Origin of the sequence: Pseudomonas fluorescens (genome assembly GCF_000730425.1) — a bacterium.
Lineage (GTDB): Bacteria > Pseudomonadota > Gammaproteobacteria > Pseudomonadales > Pseudomonadaceae > Aquipseudomonas > Aquipseudomonas fluorescens_X.
In genome coordinates this window covers 6,044,039-6,064,456 of record NZ_CP008896.1, presented here as the reverse complement: position 1 = coordinate 6,064,456, position 20,418 = coordinate 6,044,039, and the positions used below count along the sequence as shown (strand labels likewise).

The 20,418-nt window shown below is 58.1% G+C and carries 16 protein-coding genes, 2 tRNA genes, 2 rRNA genes and 1 pseudogene; 12 read left to right on the top strand and 9 right to left on the bottom strand.

Going from position 1 to position 20,418, the window contains the following annotated elements; translation table 11 throughout:
* Nucleotides 1-108 precede the first annotated feature (108 nt).
* The 4 genes from HZ99_RS27300 to HZ99_RS27285 all read right to left on the bottom strand — a co-directional run bounded on the left by HZ99_RS27300 (nt 109) and on the right by HZ99_RS27285 (nt 5,051).
* Nucleotides 109-3,002, bottom strand: a 23S ribosomal RNA gene (locus tag HZ99_RS27300).
* 247 nt (nt 3,003-3,249) lie between these two features.
* Nucleotides 3,250-3,325 (bottom strand) — tRNA-Ala (locus tag HZ99_RS27295).
* A 30-nt stretch (nt 3,326-3,355) separates the two neighbouring features.
* Nucleotides 3,356-3,432: transfer RNA gene (locus HZ99_RS27290), tRNA-Ile, on the bottom strand.
* A gap of 82 nt (nt 3,433-3,514) precedes the next feature.
* A 16S ribosomal RNA gene (locus HZ99_RS27285) occupies nt 3,515-5,051 on the bottom strand.
* Together the 16S and 23S rRNA genes with 2 tRNA genes alongside form the textbook arrangement of a ribosomal RNA operon.
* 696 nt (nt 5,052-5,747) lie before the next feature.
* Here HZ99_RS27285 and rhtA point away from each other — a divergent pair.
* Both rhtA and HZ99_RS27275 read left to right on the top strand, forming a co-directional pair.
* Nucleotides 5,748-6,635, top strand: a complete 888-nt coding sequence (gene rhtA / locus HZ99_RS27280) for a threonine/homoserine exporter RhtA (RefSeq protein WP_038447711.1) — start codon at nt 5,748-5,750, stop codon at nt 6,633-6,635.
* Nucleotides 6,636-6,804: 169 nt separating this feature from the next.
* Nucleotides 6,805-7,086, top strand: coding sequence for a hypothetical protein (locus tag HZ99_RS27275; RefSeq protein WP_029300660.1), 282 nt, complete (start codon nt 6,805-6,807; stop codon nt 7,084-7,086).
* A 4-nt stretch (nt 7,087-7,090) separates the two neighbouring features.
* On the opposite strand, the gene HZ99_RS27270 is transcribed toward HZ99_RS27275, so the two are convergent.
* Complete coding sequence (locus tag HZ99_RS27270) at nt 7,091-7,651, bottom strand: TetR/AcrR family transcriptional regulator (RefSeq protein WP_038447709.1); 561 nt, start codon at nt 7,649-7,651, stop codon at nt 7,091-7,093.
* Nucleotides 7,652-7,741: 90 nt separating this feature from the next.
* On the opposite strand from HZ99_RS27270, the gene HZ99_RS27265 reads away from it, so the two are divergent.
* The gene (locus tag HZ99_RS27265) at nt 7,742-8,473 is read left to right on the top strand and encodes an SDR family oxidoreductase (RefSeq protein ID WP_038447707.1); all 732 of its coding nucleotides are present in this window, start codon (nt 7,742-7,744) and stop codon (nt 8,471-8,473) included.
* Nucleotides 8,474-8,509: 36 nt separating this feature from the next.
* The gene (locus HZ99_RS27260; protein WP_038447705.1) at nt 8,510-9,100 is read left to right on the top strand and encodes a 2-hydroxychromene-2-carboxylate isomerase; all 591 of its coding nucleotides are present in this window, start codon (nt 8,510-8,512) and stop codon (nt 9,098-9,100) included.
* A 45-nt stretch (nt 9,101-9,145) separates the two neighbouring features.
* Here the strand turns inward: HZ99_RS27260 and HZ99_RS27255 are convergent, their stop codons facing one another.
* The 3 genes from HZ99_RS27255 to HZ99_RS27245 form a co-directional block, all read right to left on the bottom strand.
* Nucleotides 9,146-10,954 (bottom strand): aminopeptidase P family protein, encoded by a 1,809-nt coding sequence (locus HZ99_RS27255; RefSeq protein WP_038447703.1) that lies wholly within the window; start codon nt 10,952-10,954, stop codon nt 9,146-9,148.
* A gap of 37 nt (nt 10,955-10,991) precedes the next feature.
* A complete protein-coding gene (locus HZ99_RS27250) occupies nt 10,992-12,152 on the bottom strand; it encodes a cysteine desulfurase family protein (RefSeq protein WP_038447701.1) in 1,161 nt (386 codons plus the stop codon).
* A gap of 221 nt (nt 12,153-12,373) precedes the next feature.
* Complete coding sequence (locus HZ99_RS27245; protein WP_038447699.1) at nt 12,374-12,643, bottom strand: hypothetical protein; 270 nt, start codon at nt 12,641-12,643, stop codon at nt 12,374-12,376.
* A 253-nt stretch (nt 12,644-12,896) separates the two neighbouring features.
* Here HZ99_RS27245 and ssuD point away from each other — a divergent pair, with 253 nt between their 5' ends.
* From ssuD to HZ99_RS27230, 3 genes and pseudogenes are all read left to right on the top strand, one after another.
* Nucleotides 12,897-14,042 carry an FMNH2-dependent alkanesulfonate monooxygenase gene (gene ssuD / locus HZ99_RS27240; protein ID WP_038447698.1) on the top strand — a complete coding sequence of 382 codons (1,146 nt, stop codon included), beginning with the start codon at nt 12,897-12,899 and terminating at the stop codon, nt 14,040-14,042.
* A gap of 121 nt (nt 14,043-14,163) precedes the next feature.
* A pseudogene (locus tag HZ99_RS27235) lies at nt 14,164-15,352 on the top strand (acyl-CoA dehydrogenase family protein).
* Between the two features lie 8 nt (nt 15,353-15,360).
* Nucleotides 15,361-16,464 (top strand): sigma-54 interaction domain-containing protein, encoded by a 1,104-nt coding sequence (locus HZ99_RS27230; RefSeq protein ID WP_038447695.1) that lies wholly within the window; start codon nt 15,361-15,363, stop codon nt 16,462-16,464.
* Here HZ99_RS27230 and HZ99_RS27225 read toward each other — a convergent pair.
* Entirely contained in the window at nt 16,453-16,818 is a 366-nt protein-coding gene (locus HZ99_RS27225) for an antibiotic biosynthesis monooxygenase (RefSeq protein ID WP_038447694.1), read from the bottom strand. The two genes, HZ99_RS27230 and HZ99_RS27225, sit on opposite strands and share 12 nt — an antisense overlap.
* 192 nt (nt 16,819-17,010) lie before the next feature.
* Between HZ99_RS27225 and HZ99_RS27220 the strand changes: the two genes are divergently transcribed.
* The 5 genes from HZ99_RS27220 to HZ99_RS27200 all read left to right on the top strand — a co-directional run bounded on the left by HZ99_RS27220 (nt 17,011) and on the right by HZ99_RS27200 (nt 20,384).
* Nucleotides 17,011-17,466 (top strand): VOC family protein, encoded by a 456-nt coding sequence (locus HZ99_RS27220; RefSeq protein ID WP_038447693.1) that lies wholly within the window; start codon nt 17,011-17,013, stop codon nt 17,464-17,466.
* Nucleotides 17,467-17,738: 272 nt separating this feature from the next.
* Nucleotides 17,739-18,947: a PepSY-associated TM helix domain-containing protein gene (locus tag HZ99_RS27215; protein ID WP_038447691.1), complete on the top strand. Its 1,209-nt coding sequence runs from the start codon at nt 17,739-17,741 to the stop codon at nt 18,945-18,947.
* Nucleotides 18,947-19,486 (top strand): hypothetical protein, encoded by a 540-nt coding sequence (locus HZ99_RS27210; protein WP_038447688.1) that lies wholly within the window; start codon nt 18,947-18,949, stop codon nt 19,484-19,486. The genes HZ99_RS27215 and HZ99_RS27210 overlap by 1 nt, the downstream gene beginning before the upstream one ends.
* Nucleotides 19,483-19,812 carry a hypothetical protein gene (locus tag HZ99_RS27205; protein ID WP_038447685.1) on the top strand — a complete coding sequence of 110 codons (330 nt, stop codon included), beginning with the start codon at nt 19,483-19,485 and terminating at the stop codon, nt 19,810-19,812. The genes HZ99_RS27210 and HZ99_RS27205 overlap by 4 nt, the downstream gene beginning before the upstream one ends.
* Nucleotides 19,809-20,384: a DUF6162 family protein gene (locus HZ99_RS27200; protein WP_038447682.1), complete on the top strand. Its 576-nt coding sequence runs from the start codon at nt 19,809-19,811 to the stop codon at nt 20,382-20,384. Before HZ99_RS27205 ends, HZ99_RS27200 begins: the two co-directional genes overlap by 4 nt.
* The last annotated feature ends 34 nt before the right edge of the window (nt 20,385-20,418 follow it).

The window sequence follows — 20,418 nt, the reverse complement described above, 5'->3', positions numbered from 1 at the left end:
AGTCGGTGTCTTGTGCATTCGAACTTTCGGTTCGTTTCGTCTTCACACACCGCAATCTGGTGCTCTTGGGCTTTTCAGCTTCAGGCAAGCAAATTGCTTGGGTGTTATATGGTCAAGCCTCACGGGCAATTAGTATTGGTTAGCTCAACGCCTCACAGCGCTTACACACCCAACCTATCAACGTCGTAGTCTTCGACGGCCCTTCAGGGAACTCAAGGTTCCAGTGAGATCTCATCTTGAGGCTAGTTTCCCGCTTAGATGCTTTCAGCGGTTATCTATTCCGAACATAGCTACCCGGCAATGCCACTGGCGTGACAACCGGAACACCAGAGGTTCGTCCACTCCGGTCCTCTCGTACTAGGAGCAGCCCCTCTCAAATCTCAAACGTCCACGGCAGATAGGGACCGAACTGTCTCACGACGTTCTAAACCCAGCTCGCGTACCACTTTAAATGGCGAACAGCCATACCCTTGGGACCGGCTTCAGCCCCAGGATGTGATGAGCCGACATCGAGGTGCCAAACACCGCCGTCGATATGAACTCTTGGGCGGTATCAGCCTGTTATCCCCGGAGTACCTTTTATCCGTTGAGCGATGGCCCTTCCATACAGAACCACCGGATCACTAAGACCTACTTTCGTACCTGCTCGACGTGTCTGTCTCGCAGTCAAGCGCGCTTTTGCCTTTATACTCTACGACCGATTTCCGACCGGTCTGAGCGCACCTTCGTACTCCTCCGTTACTCTTTAGGAGGAGACCGCCCCAGTCAAACTACCCACCATACACTGTCCTCGATCCGGATAACGGACCTGAGTTAGAACCTCAAAGTTGCCAGGGTGGTATTTCAAGGATGGCTCCACGCGAACTGGCGTCCACGCTTCAAAGCCTCCCACCTATCCTACACAAGCAAATTCAAAGTCCAGTGCAAAGCTATAGTAAAGGTTCACGGGGTCTTTCCGTCTAGCCGCGGATACACTGCATCTTCACAGCGATTTCAATTTCACTGAGTCTCGGGTGGAGACAGCGCCGCCATCGTTACGCCATTCGTGCAGGTCGGAACTTACCCGACAAGGAATTTCGCTACCTTAGGACCGTTATAGTTACGGCCGCCGTTTACCGGGGCTTCGATCAAGAGCTTCGCGTTAGCTAACCCCATCAATTAACCTTCCGGCACCGGGCAGGCGTCACACCCTATACGTCCACTTTCGTGTTTGCAGAGTGCTGTGTTTTTAATAAACAGTCGCAGCGGCCTGGTATCTTCGACCGGCATGAGCTTACGGAGCAAGTCCTTCACCCTCACCGGCGCACCTTCTCCCGAAGTTACGGTGCCATTTTGCCTAGTTCCTTCACCCGAGTTCTCTCAAGCGCCTTGGTATTCTCTACCCAACCACCTGTGTCGGTTTGGGGTACGGTTCCTGGTTACCTGAAGCTTAGAAGCTTTTCTTGGAAGCATGGCATCAACCACTTCGTCACCCAAAGGGTAACTCGTCATCAGCTCTCGGCCTTAGAATCCCGGATTTACCTAAGATTCCAGCCTACCACCTTAAACTTGGACAACCAACGCCAAGCTGGCCTAGCCTTCTCCGTCCCTCCATCGCAATAACCAGAAGTACAGGAATATTAACCTGTTTTCCATCGACTACGCTTTTCAGCCTCGCCTTAGGGACCGACTAACCCTGCGTCGATTAACGTTGCGCAGGAAACCTTGGTCTTTCGGCGTGGGTGTTTTTCACACCCATTGTCGTTACTCATGTCAGCATTCGCACTTCTGATACCTCCAGCAAGCTTCTCAACTCACCTTCACAGGCTTACAGAACGCTCCTCTACCGCATCACCCGAGGGTGATACCCGTAGCTTCGGTGTATGGTTTGAGCCCCGTTACATCTTCCGCGCAGGCCGACTCGACTAGTGAGCTATTACGCTTTCTTTAAAGGGTGGCTGCTTCTAAGCCAACCTCCTAGCTGTCTAAGCCTTCCCACATCGTTTCCCACTTAACCATAACTTTGGGACCTTAGCTGACGGTCTGGGTTGTTTCCCTTTTCACGACGGACGTTAGCACCCGCCGTGTGTCTCCCATGCTCGGCACTTGTAGGTATTCGGAGTTTGCATCGGTTTGGTAAGTCGGGATGACCCCCTAGCCGAAACAGTGCTCTACCCCCTACAGTGATACATGAGGCGCTACCTAAATAGCTTTCGAGGAGAACCAGCTATCTCCGAGCTTGATTAGCCTTTCACTCCGATCCACAGGTCATCCGCTAACTTTTCAACGGTAGTCGGTTCGGTCCTCCAGTTAGTGTTACCCAACCTTCAACCTGCCCATGGATAGATCGCCCGGTTTCGGGTCTATTCCCAGCGACTAGACGCCCTATTAAGACTCGCTTTCGCTACGCCTCCCCTATTCGGTTAAGCTCGCCACTGAAAATAAGTCGCTGACCCATTATACAAAAGGTACGCAGTCACCCAACAAAGTGGGCTCCCACTGCTTGTACGCATACGGTTTCAGGATCTATTTCACTCCCCTCTCCGGGGTTCTTTTCGCCTTTCCCTCACGGTACTAGTTCACTATCGGTCAGTCAGTAGTATTTAGCCTTGGAGGATGGTCCCCCCATATTCAGACAAAGTTTCTCGTGCTCCGTCCTACTCGATTTCATGACTAAGAGATTTTCGCGTACAGGGCTATCACCCACTATGGCCGCACTTTCCAGAGCGTTCCGCTAATCTCAAAGCCACTTAAGGGCTAGTCCCCGTTCGCTCGCCACTACTAAGGGAATCTCGGTTGATTTCTTTTCCTCAGGGTACTTAGATGTTTCAGTTCCCCTGGTTCGCCTCTTGCACCTATGTATTCAGTACAAGATAACCATCTTATGATGGCTGGGTTCCCCCATTCAGACATCTCCGGATCAAAGTCTGTTTGCCGACTCCCCGAAGCTTTTCGCAGGCTACCACGTCTTTCATCGCCTCTGACTGCCAAGGCATCCACCGTATGCGCTTCTTCACTTGACCATATAACCCCAAGCAATCTGGTTATACTGTGAAGACGACATTCGCCGAAAATTCGAATTTCTCAATTAAGAGAACTCACAAATTTTACCTTAGCCTGATCCGTTACCAGTGAAAGTAACGTTCAGTCTATCTTTCTATCACATACCCAAATTTTTAAAGAACGAACTAGTCAAAGACTAGAAATCAACATTCACCATCACAATGATGGAATGCTCATTTCTAAGCTTTCTACAAACAGAAGCAGTAGTGGTGGAGCCAAACGGGATCGAACCGTTGACCTCCTGCGTGCAAGGCAGGCGCTCTCCCAGCTGAGCTATGGCCCCGTATTTCTACAGGCGTTTCCCACACAAAATTGGTGGGTCTGGGCAGATTCGAACTGCCGACCTCACCCTTATCAGGGGTGCGCTCTAACCAACTGAGCTACAGACCCAATTTCGGGCTGCTTCTTTTCGTCTTCTTCAATGAATCAAGCAATTCGTGTGGGAACTTATGGAGCAGCTGATGTCGTCGATTAAGGAGGTGATCCAGCCGCAGGTTCCCCTACGGCTACCTTGTTACGACTTCACCCCAGTCATGAATCACACCGTGGTAACCGTCCTCCCGAAGGTTAGACTAGCTACTTCTGGTGCAACCCACTCCCATGGTGTGACGGGCGGTGTGTACAAGGCCCGGGAACGTATTCACCGCGACATTCTGATTCGCGATTACTAGCGATTCCGACTTCACGCAGTCGAGTTGCAGACTGCGATCCGGACTACGATCGGTTTTATGGGATTAGCTCCACCTCGCGGCTTGGCAACCCTCTGTACCGACCATTGTAGCACGTGTGTAGCCCAGGCCGTAAGGGCCATGATGACTTGACGTCATCCCCACCTTCCTCCGGTTTGTCACCGGCAGTCTCCTTAGAGTGCCCACCATTACGTGCTGGTAACTAAGGACAAGGGTTGCGCTCGTTACGGGACTTAACCCAACATCTCACGACACGAGCTGACGACAGCCATGCAGCACCTGTCTCAATGTTCCCGAAGGCACCAATCTATCTCTAGAAAGTTCATTGGATGTCAAGGCCTGGTAAGGTTCTTCGCGTTGCTTCGAATTAAACCACATGCTCCACCGCTTGTGCGGGCCCCCGTCAATTCATTTGAGTTTTAACCTTGCGGCCGTACTCCCCAGGCGGTCAACTTAATGCGTTAGCTGCGCCACTAAGAGCTCAAGGCTCCCAACGGCTAGTTGACATCGTTTACGGCGTGGACTACCAGGGTATCTAATCCTGTTTGCTCCCCACGCTTTCGCACCTCAGTGTCAGTATCAGTCCAGGTGGTCGCCTTCGCCACTGGTGTTCCTTCCTATATCTACGCATTTCACCGCTACACAGGAAATTCCACCACCCTCTACCATACTCTAGTCAGTCAGTTTTGAATGCAGTTCCCAGGTTGAGCCCGGGGATTTCACATCCAACTTAACTAACCACCTACGCGCGCTTTACGCCCAGTAATTCCGATTAACGCTTGCACCCTCTGTATTACCGCGGCTGCTGGCACAGAGTTAGCCGGTGCTTATTCTGTCGGTAACGTCAAAATTGCAGAGTATTAATCTACAACCCTTCCTCCCAACTTAAAGTGCTTTACAATCCGAAGACCTTCTTCACACACGCGGCATGGCTGGATCAGGCTTTCGCCCATTGTCCAATATTCCCCACTGCTGCCTCCCGTAGGAGTCTGGACCGTGTCTCAGTTCCAGTGTGACTGATCATCCTCTCAGACCAGTTACGGATCGTCGCCTTGGTGAGCCATTACCCCACCAACTAGCTAATCCGACCTAGGCTCATCTGATAGCGCAAGGCCCGAAGGTCCCCTGCTTTCTCCCGTAGGACGTATGCGGTATTAGCGTCCGTTTCCGAACGTTATCCCCCACTACCAGGCAGATTCCTAGGCATTACTCACCCGTCCGCCGCTCTCAAGAGAAGCAAGCTTCTCTCTACCGCTCGACTTGCATGTGTTAGGCCTGCCGCCAGCGTTCAATCTGAGCCATGATCAAACTCTTCAGTTCAAACATCTTTGGGTTTTTAAGAAACCCTAAACTTGGCTCAGCAATCGTTGGTTACATCTTTGATTTCTCGCGGAGTAACTTGTGATGCTGATAATCTTGTTGACTATCAGTCTGACTCCACAAGCACCCACACGAATTGCTTGATTCAGTTGTTAAAGAGCGGTTGGTTAAGATCTTTCGTCTCAACCGAGGCGCGCATTCTACAGCAGCCTCACTTGCTGTCAAGTGGTTATTTTCAGAAGTTTTCGAGGATTTCCTCAACAACTTCAACCACTTGCGCTTTCGATCTCTCGTCAGCGGGAGGCGAATTCTACAGCGTTACACGCTGCTGTCAACACCTCTTTTTCTCCGCTTTCGACCGAGAAGATCGAAACGTCGATAGAGCCAAACAACCCTGCCCTACCCACTCCTTCCGGGCTTCGATGAACTGAAGCGCCTCGCTGTCGAATCCTGCATAACTCTTTGTTTATCAAGGAGTTTTCCGTTTCGACTGCGCCGGAAGTGGGGCGAATTATAGACAGATATAAATCGCCGTCAACCGTTAATTTAGCTTTTCTATCGACGAACCCAAAAACACTCAAAACCCTTCGCTCTATTATCGAACACTCGTAAAACTGAGCAATATATTGCTCATTTCGCACCGGTTGATCATCATAGTCCCTTCTGCCTCTATATGACCCTGGACAAACACCCCTAATGACCACCTCATCCCGCAGCCTGGGCTCGGCGCTTTTCCCTGTCGGCCTGCTGCTGATTGCCATGGCCTCGATCCAGTCGGGTGCCTCGCTGGCCAAAAGCATGTTCCCGATTGTTGGCGCCCAAGGCACTACCACCCTGCGCCTGGTTTTTGCCAGCATCATCATGCTGCTATTACTTCGTCCCTGGCGTGCAAAACTCACCGCCAAGTCGCTGCGCACCGTCATCGTCTACGGGATGGCACTTGGCGGCATGAACTTTCTCTTCTATATGTCATTGCGCACCGTGCCCTTGGGAATTGCAGTTGCTCTGGAGTTCACCGGACCACTGGCCGTGGCGATCTATGCCTCGCGGCGCGCAGTTGACTTCCTGTGGATAGCCTTGGCCGTCATCGGCCTGCTGCTATTAATACCGGTTGGCGAAACCAGCCAAGGCATCGACTTGACCGGCGCTGCCTACGCTCTGGGTGCGGGTATCTGCTGGGCCCTCTATATTCTTTTCGGGCAAAAAGCTGGCGCAGACAACGGCGTCCAGACAGCCGCCCTCGGCGTAATGATCGCCGCACTGTTTGTCGCCCCTATCGGTATCGTCCACGCAGGGAGCGCACTGCTGACACCCTCGCTGATTCCAATCGCCATTGGCGTGGCCATTCTTTCCACCGCCCTCCCCTATACCCTGGAGATGGTCGCCCTGACCCGACTGCCTGCACGCACCTTCGGCACCCTGATGAGCATCGAACCTGCATTCGGCGCGCTTTCCGGACTGTTTTTCCTTCAGGAGTTCTTGTCCCTGGCGCAATGGCTGGCGATCGCCTGCATTATCCTGGCCTCCGTGGGTGCGACCCTGACCATGCGCAGCCAGTCGAAGCCTATCGTCGCGGCAGATTGAGACAGGATTTAACGAAGCTCTGGCATTTGCCGCTCAATTAGGCCATGTTTAGGCCGTAACTCAGTGTCAGTCATGGAGATTTTCGAATAAGGACATCCACGAACGCTACACTTGAGAGCGAGTAAAGCCAGCATCGGACCTTCCAACGGCGCGGCTATTAAGGATGGTAATGAAGCGAATTTTGATAGTGCTTGTCGTCATCGCCCTTGCAGGGTGTGCCGCGACCACCAAGACAGAAGTCAAACGCGGAAAGAAAGGGCTGCATATCAACTGCTCTGGCTTGTCCTCCTCCTGGGACCAGTGCTACACCAGCGCAGCCAACTCGTGCGGCAAGAAGGGCTACCGGGTCATCGCCAAGTCCGGCGACAACACCGAAGAACCGGGTGATTACCCCTTCGGTATCAACCCTGCCGGCTATACCAGCCGCAGCATGATCGTGCTCTGTAAGTAAACGATCATTGCTGGGCGATTTTCTGGCTGAGTTCGTTATAGCTCGATGAGAGCACCTGTGCCTGGACGTGCGGGTCAACCATCATCCTGGCCACCACCAGCGCTCCCACACACTGGGACAAAATCGCCCAGGCCAGGCTGTCACTCTCCAAAGTCCGCGCCCAGTTGGCCTGTAACCGACAGATCCACTCTTGCGCCTGCTGGCGTACGGCTATATCAGCCCGGGCAATCTCCGCCCCCATGCTCGGCAATGCACAGCCGTCTTGCACCTGTTCCACGTGAGCCATACTCAAATAAATCTTGAGGCAGCGTGCCAAGCGTTCTCGACTCTGCACCGCCCCCTCACCCAAGCGCTCAAGGCTTTGACTCAACTCGTGCTCGACGATTGAGCTGAACAATGCGTCCTTGGAAGAAAAGTGGCTATAGAACGCCCCCCCACTCAAGCCAATGGCTTTCATCAAGCCATCCACGCCCACACTGGCAAACCCTTCTTTTTTTGCCAGGGCCGCGCTGCTCTGCAGAAGCTTGTCTCTGGTTTGTTGCTTGTGACTGACTGAATAACGCATCGTCTCTCCCGTTGAAAACACCACCTTGACGCTTGCCAAATCGTAGCATAACGTTCGTTTAGTTAACGATCGTTTGCTCAAGGACTTGCCATGACTGAGAATAAGAAAATCGTACTGGTCGTCGGCGCCGGCGATGCTACAGGCGGTGCCATCGCCAGGCGTTTTGCCCGGGAGGGTTATGTCGCCTGCGTCACCCGACGTAGTGCCGACAAACTGCAGCCCCTGGTGGAAAATATTCAAGCCTCTGGCGGCGAAGCCCACGGATTTGCCTGCGACGCGCGCAAGGAGGACGAGGTGATCGCGCTGATCGAACAGATCGAAAGCGAGCTGGGTCCGATTGAGGCCTTCGTGTTCAATATCGGCGCCAATGTGCCGTGCAGCATTCTCGAAGAAACCGCACGCAAATATTTCAAGATCTGGGAGATGGCCTGCTTCTCAGGCTTCCTGAATGCCCGGGAAGTGGCCAAGCGCATGGCAACTCGCCGACGTGGAACGATCCTGTTTACCGGTGCTACCGCTGGGTTACGTGGGGCAGCGGGATTTGCCGCCTTCGCCGGGGCCAAGCACGGTATTCGCGCTCTGGCGCAAAGCATGGCACGGGAACTGGGCCCGATGAACATCCACGTGGCCCATGTGGTGGTGGATGGCGCCATCGACACTGACTTCATCCGCGAGAACTTCCCCACCAAATACGCACTCAAGGACCAGGACGGCATCCTTGACCCCGAACACATCGCCGACAACTACTGGCACCTGCATAGCCAGCCACGGGACGCCTGGACCTTCGAGCTGGACCTGCGCCCCTGGAACGAAACCTGGTAAGCATGCCGACATAACAATAAGCAGCGAGCATCCGACATGAGCAAAACCCTGGAATTTTTCTTCGACCTCGGCAGCCCCACCACCTACCTGGCCTATACCCAACTACCCGGAATCTGTGCCGAAACCGGTAGCCAACTGGTGTATCAGCCTATTCTCCTGGGCGGCATCTTCAAGGCCACCGGCAACGTCTCGCCCATCACCATCGCGGCCAAGGGCCGCTACATGCTGCAAGACCTGGCACGCTATGCCAAGCGTTACGGTGTACCCCTCAAGTTCAACCCACACTTCCCCATCAACACCCTGACACTGATGCGCGCCGTCACCGGCATTCAACTACGCCAGCCAGAACGTTTCATCGACTTCATCGACTGCCTGTTCCGGGCACTGTGGGTGGATGGGCGCAACCTGGGTGATTCGACAGTCGTTGCGCAGGTCCTGGCGGAACACGGCTTCAACCCTGCCCAGGTGCAGGAGCTGACCCAGGATGAGGAGGTCAAGGACGCCCTCAAGCGCAAGACCGAAGAGGCGATTGGCCGGGGCGTGTTCGGTGCGCCTAGCCTGTTTGTCGATCAACAGCTGTTCTTCGGCCAGGATCGCCTGGACTTTGTACGCGAAGCCTTGCGTTAGCGCCTGCAAGCCGCTCCCAGGCCCGTGCCTGTGAGCGGCCAGTCCTTATATAGCGGCGGTGCGTACCTGCAACCACTCCAGCGCGGCGCCACTGAGCAACGGGCTCAAGCGTTGACGCACTTCGCCATGGTAGTCGTTGAACCACTGCCGCTCCTCGGTCGTCAGCAATGACGGCACCAGGCAACGGGTATCGATAGGGCACAGGGTCAGGGTTTCGAACTTGAGGAACTCGCCAAATTCGGTCTTGCCCGCCTCTCGGTTCAACACCAGGTTCTCGATACGCACCCCCCAACGCCCAGGACGATAGGTGCCCGGCTCAATGGAGGTGATCATGCCCGCCTGCATGGCGGTTTGCGGCGCAGTTGCAGCCTGGTAGGCAATCACCTGCGGGCCTTCATGGACATTGAGGAAGTAACCCACCCCATGTCCGGTGCCATGGCCGTAATCCACGCCTTCGGCCCAGATCGGCGCGCGGGCGATAGCGTCCAGCAAGGGCGAGAGGATGCCCTTGGGGAATTGCGCGCGCGACAGGGCAATCACCCCCTTGAGCACACGCGTGCAATCGCGCTTTTGTTCCTCGCTCGGTGTACCGATTGGCACCATCCGCGTGATATCGGTGGTACCGCCCAGATACTGGCCGCCCGAGTCGATCAACAGCAGGCCATCACCTTCGATCACCGCGTGTTCTGCTTGCGTGGCGTGGTAATGGGGCATAGCGCCATTGCCGTTGAATGCGGCGATGGTATTGAAGCTCAACGATACAAAATCCGGGCGCCGGGTACGCGCAGCTGTCAGGTGTTCATCAATCGTCAGCTCGGTGATGCGCTCGCGACCCAGGGCCGAATCCAGCCAGGCGAAAAACTCGCACAACGCCGCGCCATCCTGCTCCATGGCCCGGCGAATATGCTCGGCGTCCGCCAGGCTTTTACGGGACTTGGCCAACGTGGTCGGGTTGAGCCCTTCCACCAGCTTGACGCCACTGGCCAGGTTATCCAGCAACCCGGCAGTCACGCGCGCTGGGTCCACCTGCAGGCTGGCACCGTCCGGCACTTCACCCAAGGCTGCAGCCACTTCACTGTAGTCGCGCAGCGTCACGCCATCTTGTTCCAGCACCCCGCGCAACTGAGCATCAACCTTGCCAAGAGCAACAAACAGGGTGGCCTGCTGCTGGTTGATCAGGGCGAATGACACAAACACCGGGTTGAACGACACATCTGCACCGCGCAGATTGAACAGCCAGGCGATGTCATCCAGGGTGGCAATGAAATGCCAATCTGCGTCCTTTTCTTTCAGGCTGGCGCGCAGTGCCGCAAGTTTTTCGCCTCGGCTGACAGTCGCCTGGGGTGGCAGGTGCTGATAGATCGGCTGGTTTGGCAGTGCCGGGCGGTCGCTCCAGACCTCGTTCAACAGATCGATATCAGTACGCAGGCGCGCGCCCCGCTCTGCCAGCTTGCTGCCCAGGGTACGGGCGGATGCAACGGCCATCACCGCGCCGTCCACTGCCACTACCCCGCCTTCCGGGGTTTGCTCACCCAGCCATTCCAGCGGGCCGGGCTGCCCCGGTTGCAGCTTCACCAACTCGATGCCGCTGCCGTTGAGCTCCTTGCTCGCCTGCTCCCAGTAACGGCTGTCAGCCCAGACCCCGGCGAAATCAGCCGTGACGATCAGCGTGCCTACCGACCCATGAAACCCCGACAACCACTGCCTCCCCTGCCAATAACCCGGCAAGTACTCGGACAGGTGCGGATCGGCCGATGGCACCAGCAAGGCATGGATGCCCTCCCGTTTCATCAACTCGCGGGTGTGCGCCAGGCGCTGGGGAACCGTTCCATGGGGCAAAGGCTGCGTACTCATCATGTCTCCTGCTAACCACTAATAATTGTTATGTGTTTCAAACTGCCCAGAAGGCCGGCGCGCTGGCCAATGAGCCTTTGATCAATTGCACTGCCTGATCGATATCCTGCTCGGTGGTAAACCGCCCCAGGCTCAGGCGAATGGTGCGACCGGCACTGCGCGCATCATGTCCCAGGGCAAGCAGTACATGGGAGGGTGCATTGCTTGCCGAATTGCAGGCAGAGGTCGCCGAAAAAGCGATACCGGCGCTCAGGGCCGCCGGATTGAACTCGCCTTCGCTGAAGGTCAGGCTCAAGGTGTGGGGAATACGCTGGGTGGCGCTGCCGTTCAGGCGCACGCCGGGGATAGCCTGCAATTGCTCAAGCAGGCGCTGGCGCAAGGCGACAATACCCGCCGACTCTTCAGCAAAGGATTGCGCGGCCAACGCGAAGGCACTGCCCATGCCCGCAATCTGGTGGGTCGCCAGGGTTCCCGAGCGCAGCCCGCCTTCATGGCCACCACCGTGGATCTGCGCCGTGACGTTCTGCTGCGCCCGCGGCCCGACATACAACGCGCCGATGCCTTTGGGGCCATACAGCTTGTGCGCAGAAAACGACATCAGGTCAACCGGCCAGCGCGCCAGGTCGATGGCGACCTTGCCCGCCCCTTGCGCCGCGTCCACATGCAACAGCGCGCCGTGCTCACGCACCCGCGCGCCAATGGCCGGGATGTCGTTGAGCGTACCCAGCTCATTGTTGACCAGCATCAACGACACCAGGAACGTGTCTTCACGCAACGCCTGGCTGACCGCCTCGGCGGTGATCAGGCCGTCGGCGTCCGGCACCAGGTAGGTCACCGCAACCCCGGCTTCCTGCAATTGGCGCGCGGTGTCCAGCGTCGCCTTGTGCTCGATCTGGCTGGTGAGGATATGGCCACCGGCCACACCCCGCGCCTGGGCCACGCCCTTCAGCGCAAGGTTGTTGGACTCGGTGGCCCCCGACGTCCAGACGATCTGTTCGGCCTGGGCGCCAACCAATTGCGCCACCTGCCGGCGCGCCTGCTCGACCGTGTGCCGGGCCTGTTGGCCAAACGCATGGGAGCTGGACGCGGGGTTACCGAAATTGGCATTGAAACCCAGACACTCAACCATGACCTGGATGACCCGCTCATCCACTGGTGTGGTGGCGGCGTAGTCGAAATACAAAGGACGTTCATTCATGACGTTAAAAACCCGCAGAGCATGTTCCCGAGATCAGCGTCCCAGGGGCAGCGACCAGTACAGAGATCGTCAGGTTAACCTGATCGGATACCGTTAAAGAATTTAAAAGTGCGTAGGAACGCTCCTGAAATTGAGCTTAACAGGCTCGATCAAAAGGATGGAAAACAAAAAGCCCGAAGCTCCTGTTCGGAACTTCGGGCCCTGGGGCGCCGCCTATTGTTTCAGCTGGGGCGCCCATGCAGCGTCACGTTGCGCTCGGCATTCATTTCACCCTGGCGATCAAAGCCAAAAGGTTTCTGTGGCTGGGCATTCAGCTCAGCCTTCTTCTGTTGATATTCGTCAAACGACAAACCACGACGGTTAAGCCCCTCCATCGCCAATTGCCGGGTTTCCTCGGCGGTATACGGGCGCAACTCAGGTGCCGGGTGAGTGGCACAACCGGCAAGGAAAGAAGCAACCAACAACAAGGCGACAGAGAGTGAATAGTTCATGGCGAAAGTCCTGCGAATGGGGCGCTGAGGCGATGAATACAAGCTACTCCCGCACCTTCCCTGGGAAAAATCATCCTCTGTGATAGTCGCTATCAGCCAATCCCACATATTTCTTTAAGATCTATAAATATAGAAATACGTTCGTTTACGGAATAAAAAAGACGTTCTATAACGGTCCCCAACGCCGCAACTGTTGTTTACACAACTGTTGGCCAGGCAACACTCCCTGTTGAACAGCGCTCAAGGACTTGTCATGGATGTTTTCTGGTTCCTTCCAACCCATGGCGACGGCCATTTCCTCGGTACCACCCAAGGCGCCCGCCCGGTCACCCTCAATTATCTGAAGCAAGTGGCCCAGGCCGCCGACAACCTCGGCTACCACGGCGTGCTGATCCCTACCGGACGCTCCTGCGAGGACTCCTGGGTGATTGCCTCGGCCCTGGTGCCCTTGACCGAACGCCTGCGCTATCTGGTGGCGATCCGCCCGGGGATTATCTCGCCCACCGTGTCCGCGCGCATGGCCGCCACCCTCGATCGCCTGTCCAATGGCCGCCTGCTCATTAATGTGGTGACCGGCGGCGACCCCGATGAAAACCGTGGCGACGGCAGCTTTCTCGACCACAGCGAACGGTATGAGGTGAGCGATGAGTTCCTCAAGATCTGGCGGCGGGTATTGCAGGGCGAATCTGTCGACTTTGAAGGCAAACACCTGAAGGTGCAGAACGCCAAGGCCCTCTATCCACCGGTCCAGAAGCCTTACCCACCGCTGTACTTCGGCGGTTCATCCGATGCGGCCCACGACCTCGCCGCCGAGCAGGTCGACGTGTACCTGACCTGGGGCGAACCACCGGCCGCCGTCGCCGAAAAACTCGCCGATGTACGCGAACGCGCGGCCCGCCATGGCCGTACTGTCAAGTTCGGCATCCGCCTGCATGTGATCGTGCGCGAAACCGAAGAAGATGCCTGGAAAGCAGCAGCCAAATTGATCGAGCACATCAGCGACGACACCATCGCCGCCGCGCAAAAATCCTTCTCGCGCTTTGACTCCGAAGGCCAGCGCCGTATGGCGGCCCTGCACGATGGGCGGCGTGACAACCTGGAAATCGCCCCTAACCTGTGGGCTGGCGTCGGCCTGGTACGCGGCGGCGCCGGCACCGCACTGGTGGGCAACCCGCAGCAAGTGGCCGAGCGGATCAAGGAGTATGCCGACCTGGGCATCGAGAGCTTCATCTTCTCCGGCTACCCGCATCTGGAAGAAGCCTATCGCTTTGCCGAACTGGTGTTCCCGCTGCTGCCCGAACCCTACGCCAGCCTGGCCGGACGTGGCGCCACTAACCTCACCGGGCCGTTCGGCGAAATGATTGCCAACGATGTGCTGCCTGCCACCACAAAGGCCTGAATCCCCTCTTTGTAGGAGCCGACTTGCCGGCGATAGCGGTGTAACTGACAGACCGCTATCGCCGGCAAGCCGGCTCCTACAGGGGATCTTCGGCGCATTTGATTTTTTTCAGGAGCACCGCGTGACAGCCAAACCCCATAGCGTCCTGCCATCCCCCTTGCAGACCGCCAAGCTACTGGCCGCCGAGTTCGCCCTCAGCGCCGTGGAGCGTGACGAGCGTGGTGGCACGCCCAAGGCTGAGCGCGACGCCCTGCGCCACAGCGGGTTGCTGGCCTTGAGCATTCCCACCCAGTACGGCGGCCTTGGCGCACGCTGGAGCGAAACCCTGGAGATCGTGCGCGAATTCGCCAAGGTCGACAGCTCCATCGCCCATGTCTTGGGCTTCCATCACCTGATGTTGGCCACGGTGCGGCTGTTTTCCCGCCCGGAACAGTGGCAACCCTGGTTTGAACAGACCGCCCGCAAGCACTGGTTCTGGGGCAATGCCCTCAACCCGCTGGACACACGCACGGTGGTCAAGGACTTTGGCGGCTGGCGTGAGTTTTCCGGCAAAAAGAGCTTCTGCTCCGGCGCCAGCGATTCACAGATGTTGATCGCCTCGGCGGTGGATGAAAGTGCCGGCGGCAAGCTGCTGATCGCCGCCATCCCCAGCGGGCGCAGTGGCATTACCGTGCACAACGATTGGAACAGTATCGGCCAGCGCCAGACCGACAGCGGCAGCGTCAGCTTCGAGCGCGTCCGGGTCGAAGAGTCGGAGCTGTTGCTCGACCCCGGCCCCCTGAGCACGCCGTTCGCCTGCCTGCGCCCGTTGATCGCCCAACTGACCTTCACCCATATGTTTCTCGGCATCGCCGAAGGCGCATTTGAGGAAGCGCGCAACTACACCCTCACCGAAACCCGGCCCTGGCACAAATCCACAGCCCAGGACGTGCGCCAGGATCCATATGTGCTCAACCATTACGGCGAGTTCTGGGTGGCGCTGGAAGGCGTGCGCCTGTTGGTGCAGAGGGCCGCCTGAGTTGCTGGACCTGGCCTGGGACAAGGGCCCGGCCTTGAGTGAGCACGAACGCGGGCAACTGGCGATTGCCATCGCCACGGCCAAGGTCGCCGCCACCCGTAGCGGCCTGGAGCTGTGCAGCCGCCTGTTTGAAGTCACCGGCGCCCGCGCAACCCATGCCTCGCTGCGCCTGGACCGCCACTGGCGCAACCTGCGCACCCAGAGCCTGCACGACCCGGTGGACTACAAACTCCACGAACTGGGCGACTGGGCCTTGAACCAGTCCCTGCCGACGCCAACGTTCTATTCCTAGAGGTGCCCATGCAGCTTTTGACCCTACCGCCCTCGCCCGCCCTCGCCACGTCGATTCGCGCCACCGCGCAAGTCTTCGAAGACCCCAAGTCCCAGGCCCTGCTTGCGCATATCCAGCAAGTGGCCCCCAGCGAAGCCAGCGTGCTGATCATCGGCGAAACCGGCACCGGCAAAGAGTTGGTGGCCCGGCATATCCACAACCTCAGCGCTCGACGCAACCGGCCCTTCGTGGCGGTGAATTGCGGGGCGTTTTCCGAATCCCTGGTGGAGGCGGAGCTGTTCGGCCATGAAAAAGGGGCGTTCACCGGTGCCCTCAGCGCCAAGGCCGGATGGTTCGAAGAGGCCAATGGCGGCACGTTGTTCCTCGACGAAATCGGTGATCTGCCCATGGCCATCCAGGTCAAACTGCTGCGTGTCCTGCAAGAGCGCGAAGTGGTGCGCCTGGGCTCACGCAAGAGCATTCCCATCGATGTGCGGGTGCTGGCAGCAACCAATGTGCAACTGGAAAAAGCCATCAACGCCGGGCATTTCCGTGAAGACCTGTACTACCGCCTCGACGTGGTCAGCCTGGAACTGAGCCCCTTGCGCGAACGCCCCGGCGATACGCTGCCCCTGACCCGGCACTTTATCGACGCCTACAGCCAGCGCCTGGGCTACGGCCCCATCACCATCAGCCCCGAGGCCGAGCAAAAGCTCAGGAGCTACAGCTGGCCGGGCAATATCCGCGAGCTGGAAAACGTCATTCATCACACCTTGCTGATTTGCCGCAATGGCGTGATCGAACGCGATGACCTGCGCTTGTCGAACATGCGCATCGAGCGCCAGGACGACAACCAGCACGGTCTCGACAGCAGTGCAGAGGCCTTGCTGGAGCGAGCCTTCCAGAAGCTGTTCGACGAACAGGCCGGTGCCTTGCATGAGAAAGTCGAGGACGCGTTGCTACGGGCCGCCTATCGCTTCAGCCACTACAACCAGGTACACACCGCCAACCTGCTGGGCCTGAGCCGCAATATCACGCGAACACGCCTGATCAGGATCGGCGAACTGGCGGTCAATAAACGCCGCCCAGGGGCAAGCCTGCAGGGCGAACGCATGCTGCACCTATCGATATAGGGCGCACGCCAGCGCATTGTCGACGCTGCGCTCGATACTGCGCAGCACCTGGAATGAGCCGAAGGTCACGGCCGTGGCCTGGTGGGTGCGAATCAAGGCCCAGAAGGCGTCGCCCTCGCGCTCCAGGCACTTGAACGCCATATCCCCCGCTTCGCGGGTCTGCCACTGCAGGTAGTTGAGCACTCGTCGCCCATCATCACTGACCTGCACACTGGCACTCAGAAACCCCTCATGGCCCTGGGCCAGGCGCTCGGTCTGCTCAGACAGCGCCAACACCAGCGCAGGCTGCTGGCGGGGCTCGATCTGAAACTCGATCAGTTGAGTAAAACCATGACTTTTCGCTGAAACCTGCATGACAAATCCCCTTTAGCTGTAGGTTCCACGCAGGGTAAAACCTCTAGTTAAGTCAAGGTCAAGCCTCTGCTTGAGGAAATGTTCACGGTACGCCTGCAGGACAGTCGTCGGTTGCCCAGAGGCCAAGAAGGACCTGGCCTATAGTGAAAAGACCGGAAAACCGGCCCCCACACACCCGTCAAGGAGAGCGAAATGAGCGTCAAACCCATCCCCGAGGGCTATCACAGCATCACGCCATACTTGGGTATCGACCAGGCGGCTGAAGCCATCGAGTTCTATAAAAAAGCCTTCGGCGCGATTCAAATCATGCGCCTGGACATGCCAGACGGTAAGGTCGGCCATGCCGAACTGCGCATTGGCGACTCACCCATCATGCTGGCCTCCCCCTGCGATCAAATGGCCTTCGGCAGCCCTGGCACACACCCAACCAGCGTTGGCCTGCACCTGTATGTAACGGACGTGGACGCCCAGTACACACAAGCGATCGCGGCGGGTGCCACGGCCATTTCAGAACCCAAGGATCAGTTCTACGGCGACCGCTCCGGGACATTGAAGGATCCCTTCGGGCATGTCTGGTTTCTCGCCACCCATATAGAAGAACTGACCGAGGAGCAGATTCGCCAGCGCGCCAAGGACCTGTTCGCATAAGCCCCCCAATCAACTGTAGGAGCCGGCTCGCCGGCGATAAACCCGAGAGCAGCGCGAGGCAACAGGCATCCCGCATCATCGTTGGCGATTATCGCTGGCAAGCCAGCTCCTACAGGGCACATGCACATCTGAAACATTTGCTTTCATTTCCGCCTTAGGGTTTTGCGATTCTCATCCGTCTTAACTTAGATACAGCCCGTCGCGTAAGCAAAAGCTACGACTGGCCTTTCATGGGCCTTCTCTGCCCCCCTCCGATCAAGACCCCCATAGACATGTCGAAGAAGTCACGCTCCAAACTCTGGTTTCTCGTACACAGCTGGTTGGCATTGCCCATCTGGTTCTTCGTACTGATCGTCTGTGTCACGGGGACCCTGGCGGTGGTCAGCCAGGAAATCGTCTGGCTGGCCAACCCGGAAATGCGTGCCAGCAAACCATCGGACGATGCCGAGCTGCTCAGCTATGACCAGGTCCTCGCCGCGATCAAACAGGCCGAGCCCAAGGCCATTGTCGAGTCCATCGTCCGTCCGGACGAGTCGCACTTTGCCCTCGACGTCAACATCAGCTACCCCGACGGCCGCTCCGTGGCGGTCTATGTCAATCCGTACACGGGGGTCATCCAGGGCATCAGCCCATCGTTCAACTTCCGCCAGTTCACCCGCGCCCTGCATGGCTGGTGGCTGGTACCGTTCACCAACGGCTATAGCTGGGGCTGGTACCTGGTGTCGTTCCTCGGGCTCCCCATGCTCGCATCGCTGGTCACAGGCCTTGTGGTGTACAAACGGTTCTGGAAAGGCTTCTTCAAGCCGACCCTGCGTATCAAGCATGGCGCGCGGATCTTCTGGGGGGATTTCCACCGCCTGAGCGGCATCTGGTCGATCTGGTTTATCGCGGTGATTTCCATCACCGGCACCTGGTTCCTGATCCAGGCGATTCTTGCGGACAACCAGATCACCCTCTCCAGCGAGGCCATCGTGCCGGTGATCTCTCGGGACAAGGTGCCACTGTCGGCCCCTGGCGTACCGCCGCCCATGATTCCCCTGGACGATGCCATCAACATTGCCACCCAGCGGATCCCGGGGTTCGACGTCAGCTTCGTCGGCCTGCCGAGCAACGCCTACAGCCACCTGAGTATCGGCGGCCGCGGCTGGTACCCGTTGATGTTCCAGACCGCCGACATCAACCCCTACAACGGTGAAATCGCCGCCACACACCTGCTGTCCGACCGCTCGGGCCTGGAGTTCGTCACCGAATCCATGCGCCCTCTGCACACCGGCGACTTTGGCGGGATCTGGATCAAGCTGGTGTGGTTTTTCTTCGGTCTGTTGCTGAGCATGATGGTCCTCAGCGGCCTGTTGATCTGGAGCAAGCGCACCGCCCTGGCCACCCTGCACGCTCTCAAGCGCAACGCCAAGGCCCCGCGCAACACCGCGCCCGCCAATCCCATGAGCGCCATGCAGGCTGAAACCTCGGAGGGCAAGTAATGAACAAGACCACCACCGTTCAAGCGCCTTCGCCGCTGCGCGCCTTCTGGCTCAAATGGCGCTTCCACATCAATATCCTGCTGTTGCTGGTGCCCCTGGGCTTTATGCCCAAGTACTTTGCCGATGCCGCGCTGTTTCGCGGTGATGCCGGCCTGGGTGAACGAGAGGTCGGCGAAGTGCAGGTCGGCCCGTGGAGTATCACCCTCGCCGAGTTGCGCAATGAAGCCCCCCGCCCCGACCCGGCCGGTCCGATGAAGTCCTTCAATGCTGCCCTGTGCGCGACCTGTGGCGATCAGGTCAAGGCGACCTACCTGCGCATCGGCAAGCCCCGCAGCCTGCGGGCCGCCGGCGTGATTTTCTTCGGCACCCCGTACCGCATGGGTGCCACCCTGCCAATCCCTGAACGCACCCCGCCCGACGCCCAACTGTGGATCACCATGGAAGGCTGGGACGGCAGCATGCAACAGGCATCTGTCCCCTTGAGCCAGGCTTCGCCTGCCACCGTCGCCTGGTTGACCAAGCAAGGAGTTAAACCATGACTTTGATTCGCCTGACCCGCGCCTGTGCCGTGCTGATCCTGTGCGCTGGCGCAAGCACCCAAGCCCTGGCCCACAACCCGATGTGCGAATGCAAGGAAATCCCCGGCGAGCAGATCCAGTGCACCGGAGGCTTCTCCGATGGCAGCGGCGCCCCTGGGGTGACCCTGGATGTGATCGGCTACGACGAGACCATCCTGGTGCCCGGCAAGCTGGGTGCCGACTCGACGCTGACCTTCAAGAAACCTGCCAGCGAGTTCTACGTGTTGTTTGACGCCGGTCCCGGCCACGTTGTCGAGATCGACCAAGCGGATATCCAGGCCCAATGAGCAGCGTAACCCCAGGCACCACCCAAGTCGTCCGGCCTGCCGGAGCCGGCCACGAAACCCTCTATGTCCTGCTGCTGTGCCTGATCATCCTGGCCGTCGCCGGCACGGTGGTATCCCTGCACGGTGAAACCCAGGCCATCGAGACAGTGGCCAGCCACCAACTGGACGCTCGCCGCGACTTGAGCGCCGCCGAGCAGGGCATCTACGCCGACCTGCGGGTGACCCTGGATGAAATCCAGTTGCTGGTGCAGGAACAAAGCGCCCTGCCCACACCCGCGCAACTGGCTGAAGAGGGCTTCGCACCCTTCGCCCGGGACGCCAGTTCGGTCAGCCGTGGCGACCATCGCTGGCAGTTGCTGGCACCCGCGACCTACCTGGGCCTGAGCCAGGCCAATGGCACCAGCGGTTCACTACTGATGCGCGTGGACGGTGCCGAGCCGGATATCTGGCTCAACCGTAGTGCCAACCTGGACGCCCCCACTGACCTGAGCGACCAGGGGCTGATCGCTGCTGGCTGGCAGCAGGTCGTTGCGCAATTCGACGCCGGCGTCACCCGCCAGCATCGCCACTGAAATCACGCTGTTTCCGAGAGAAGATCGAGTACCC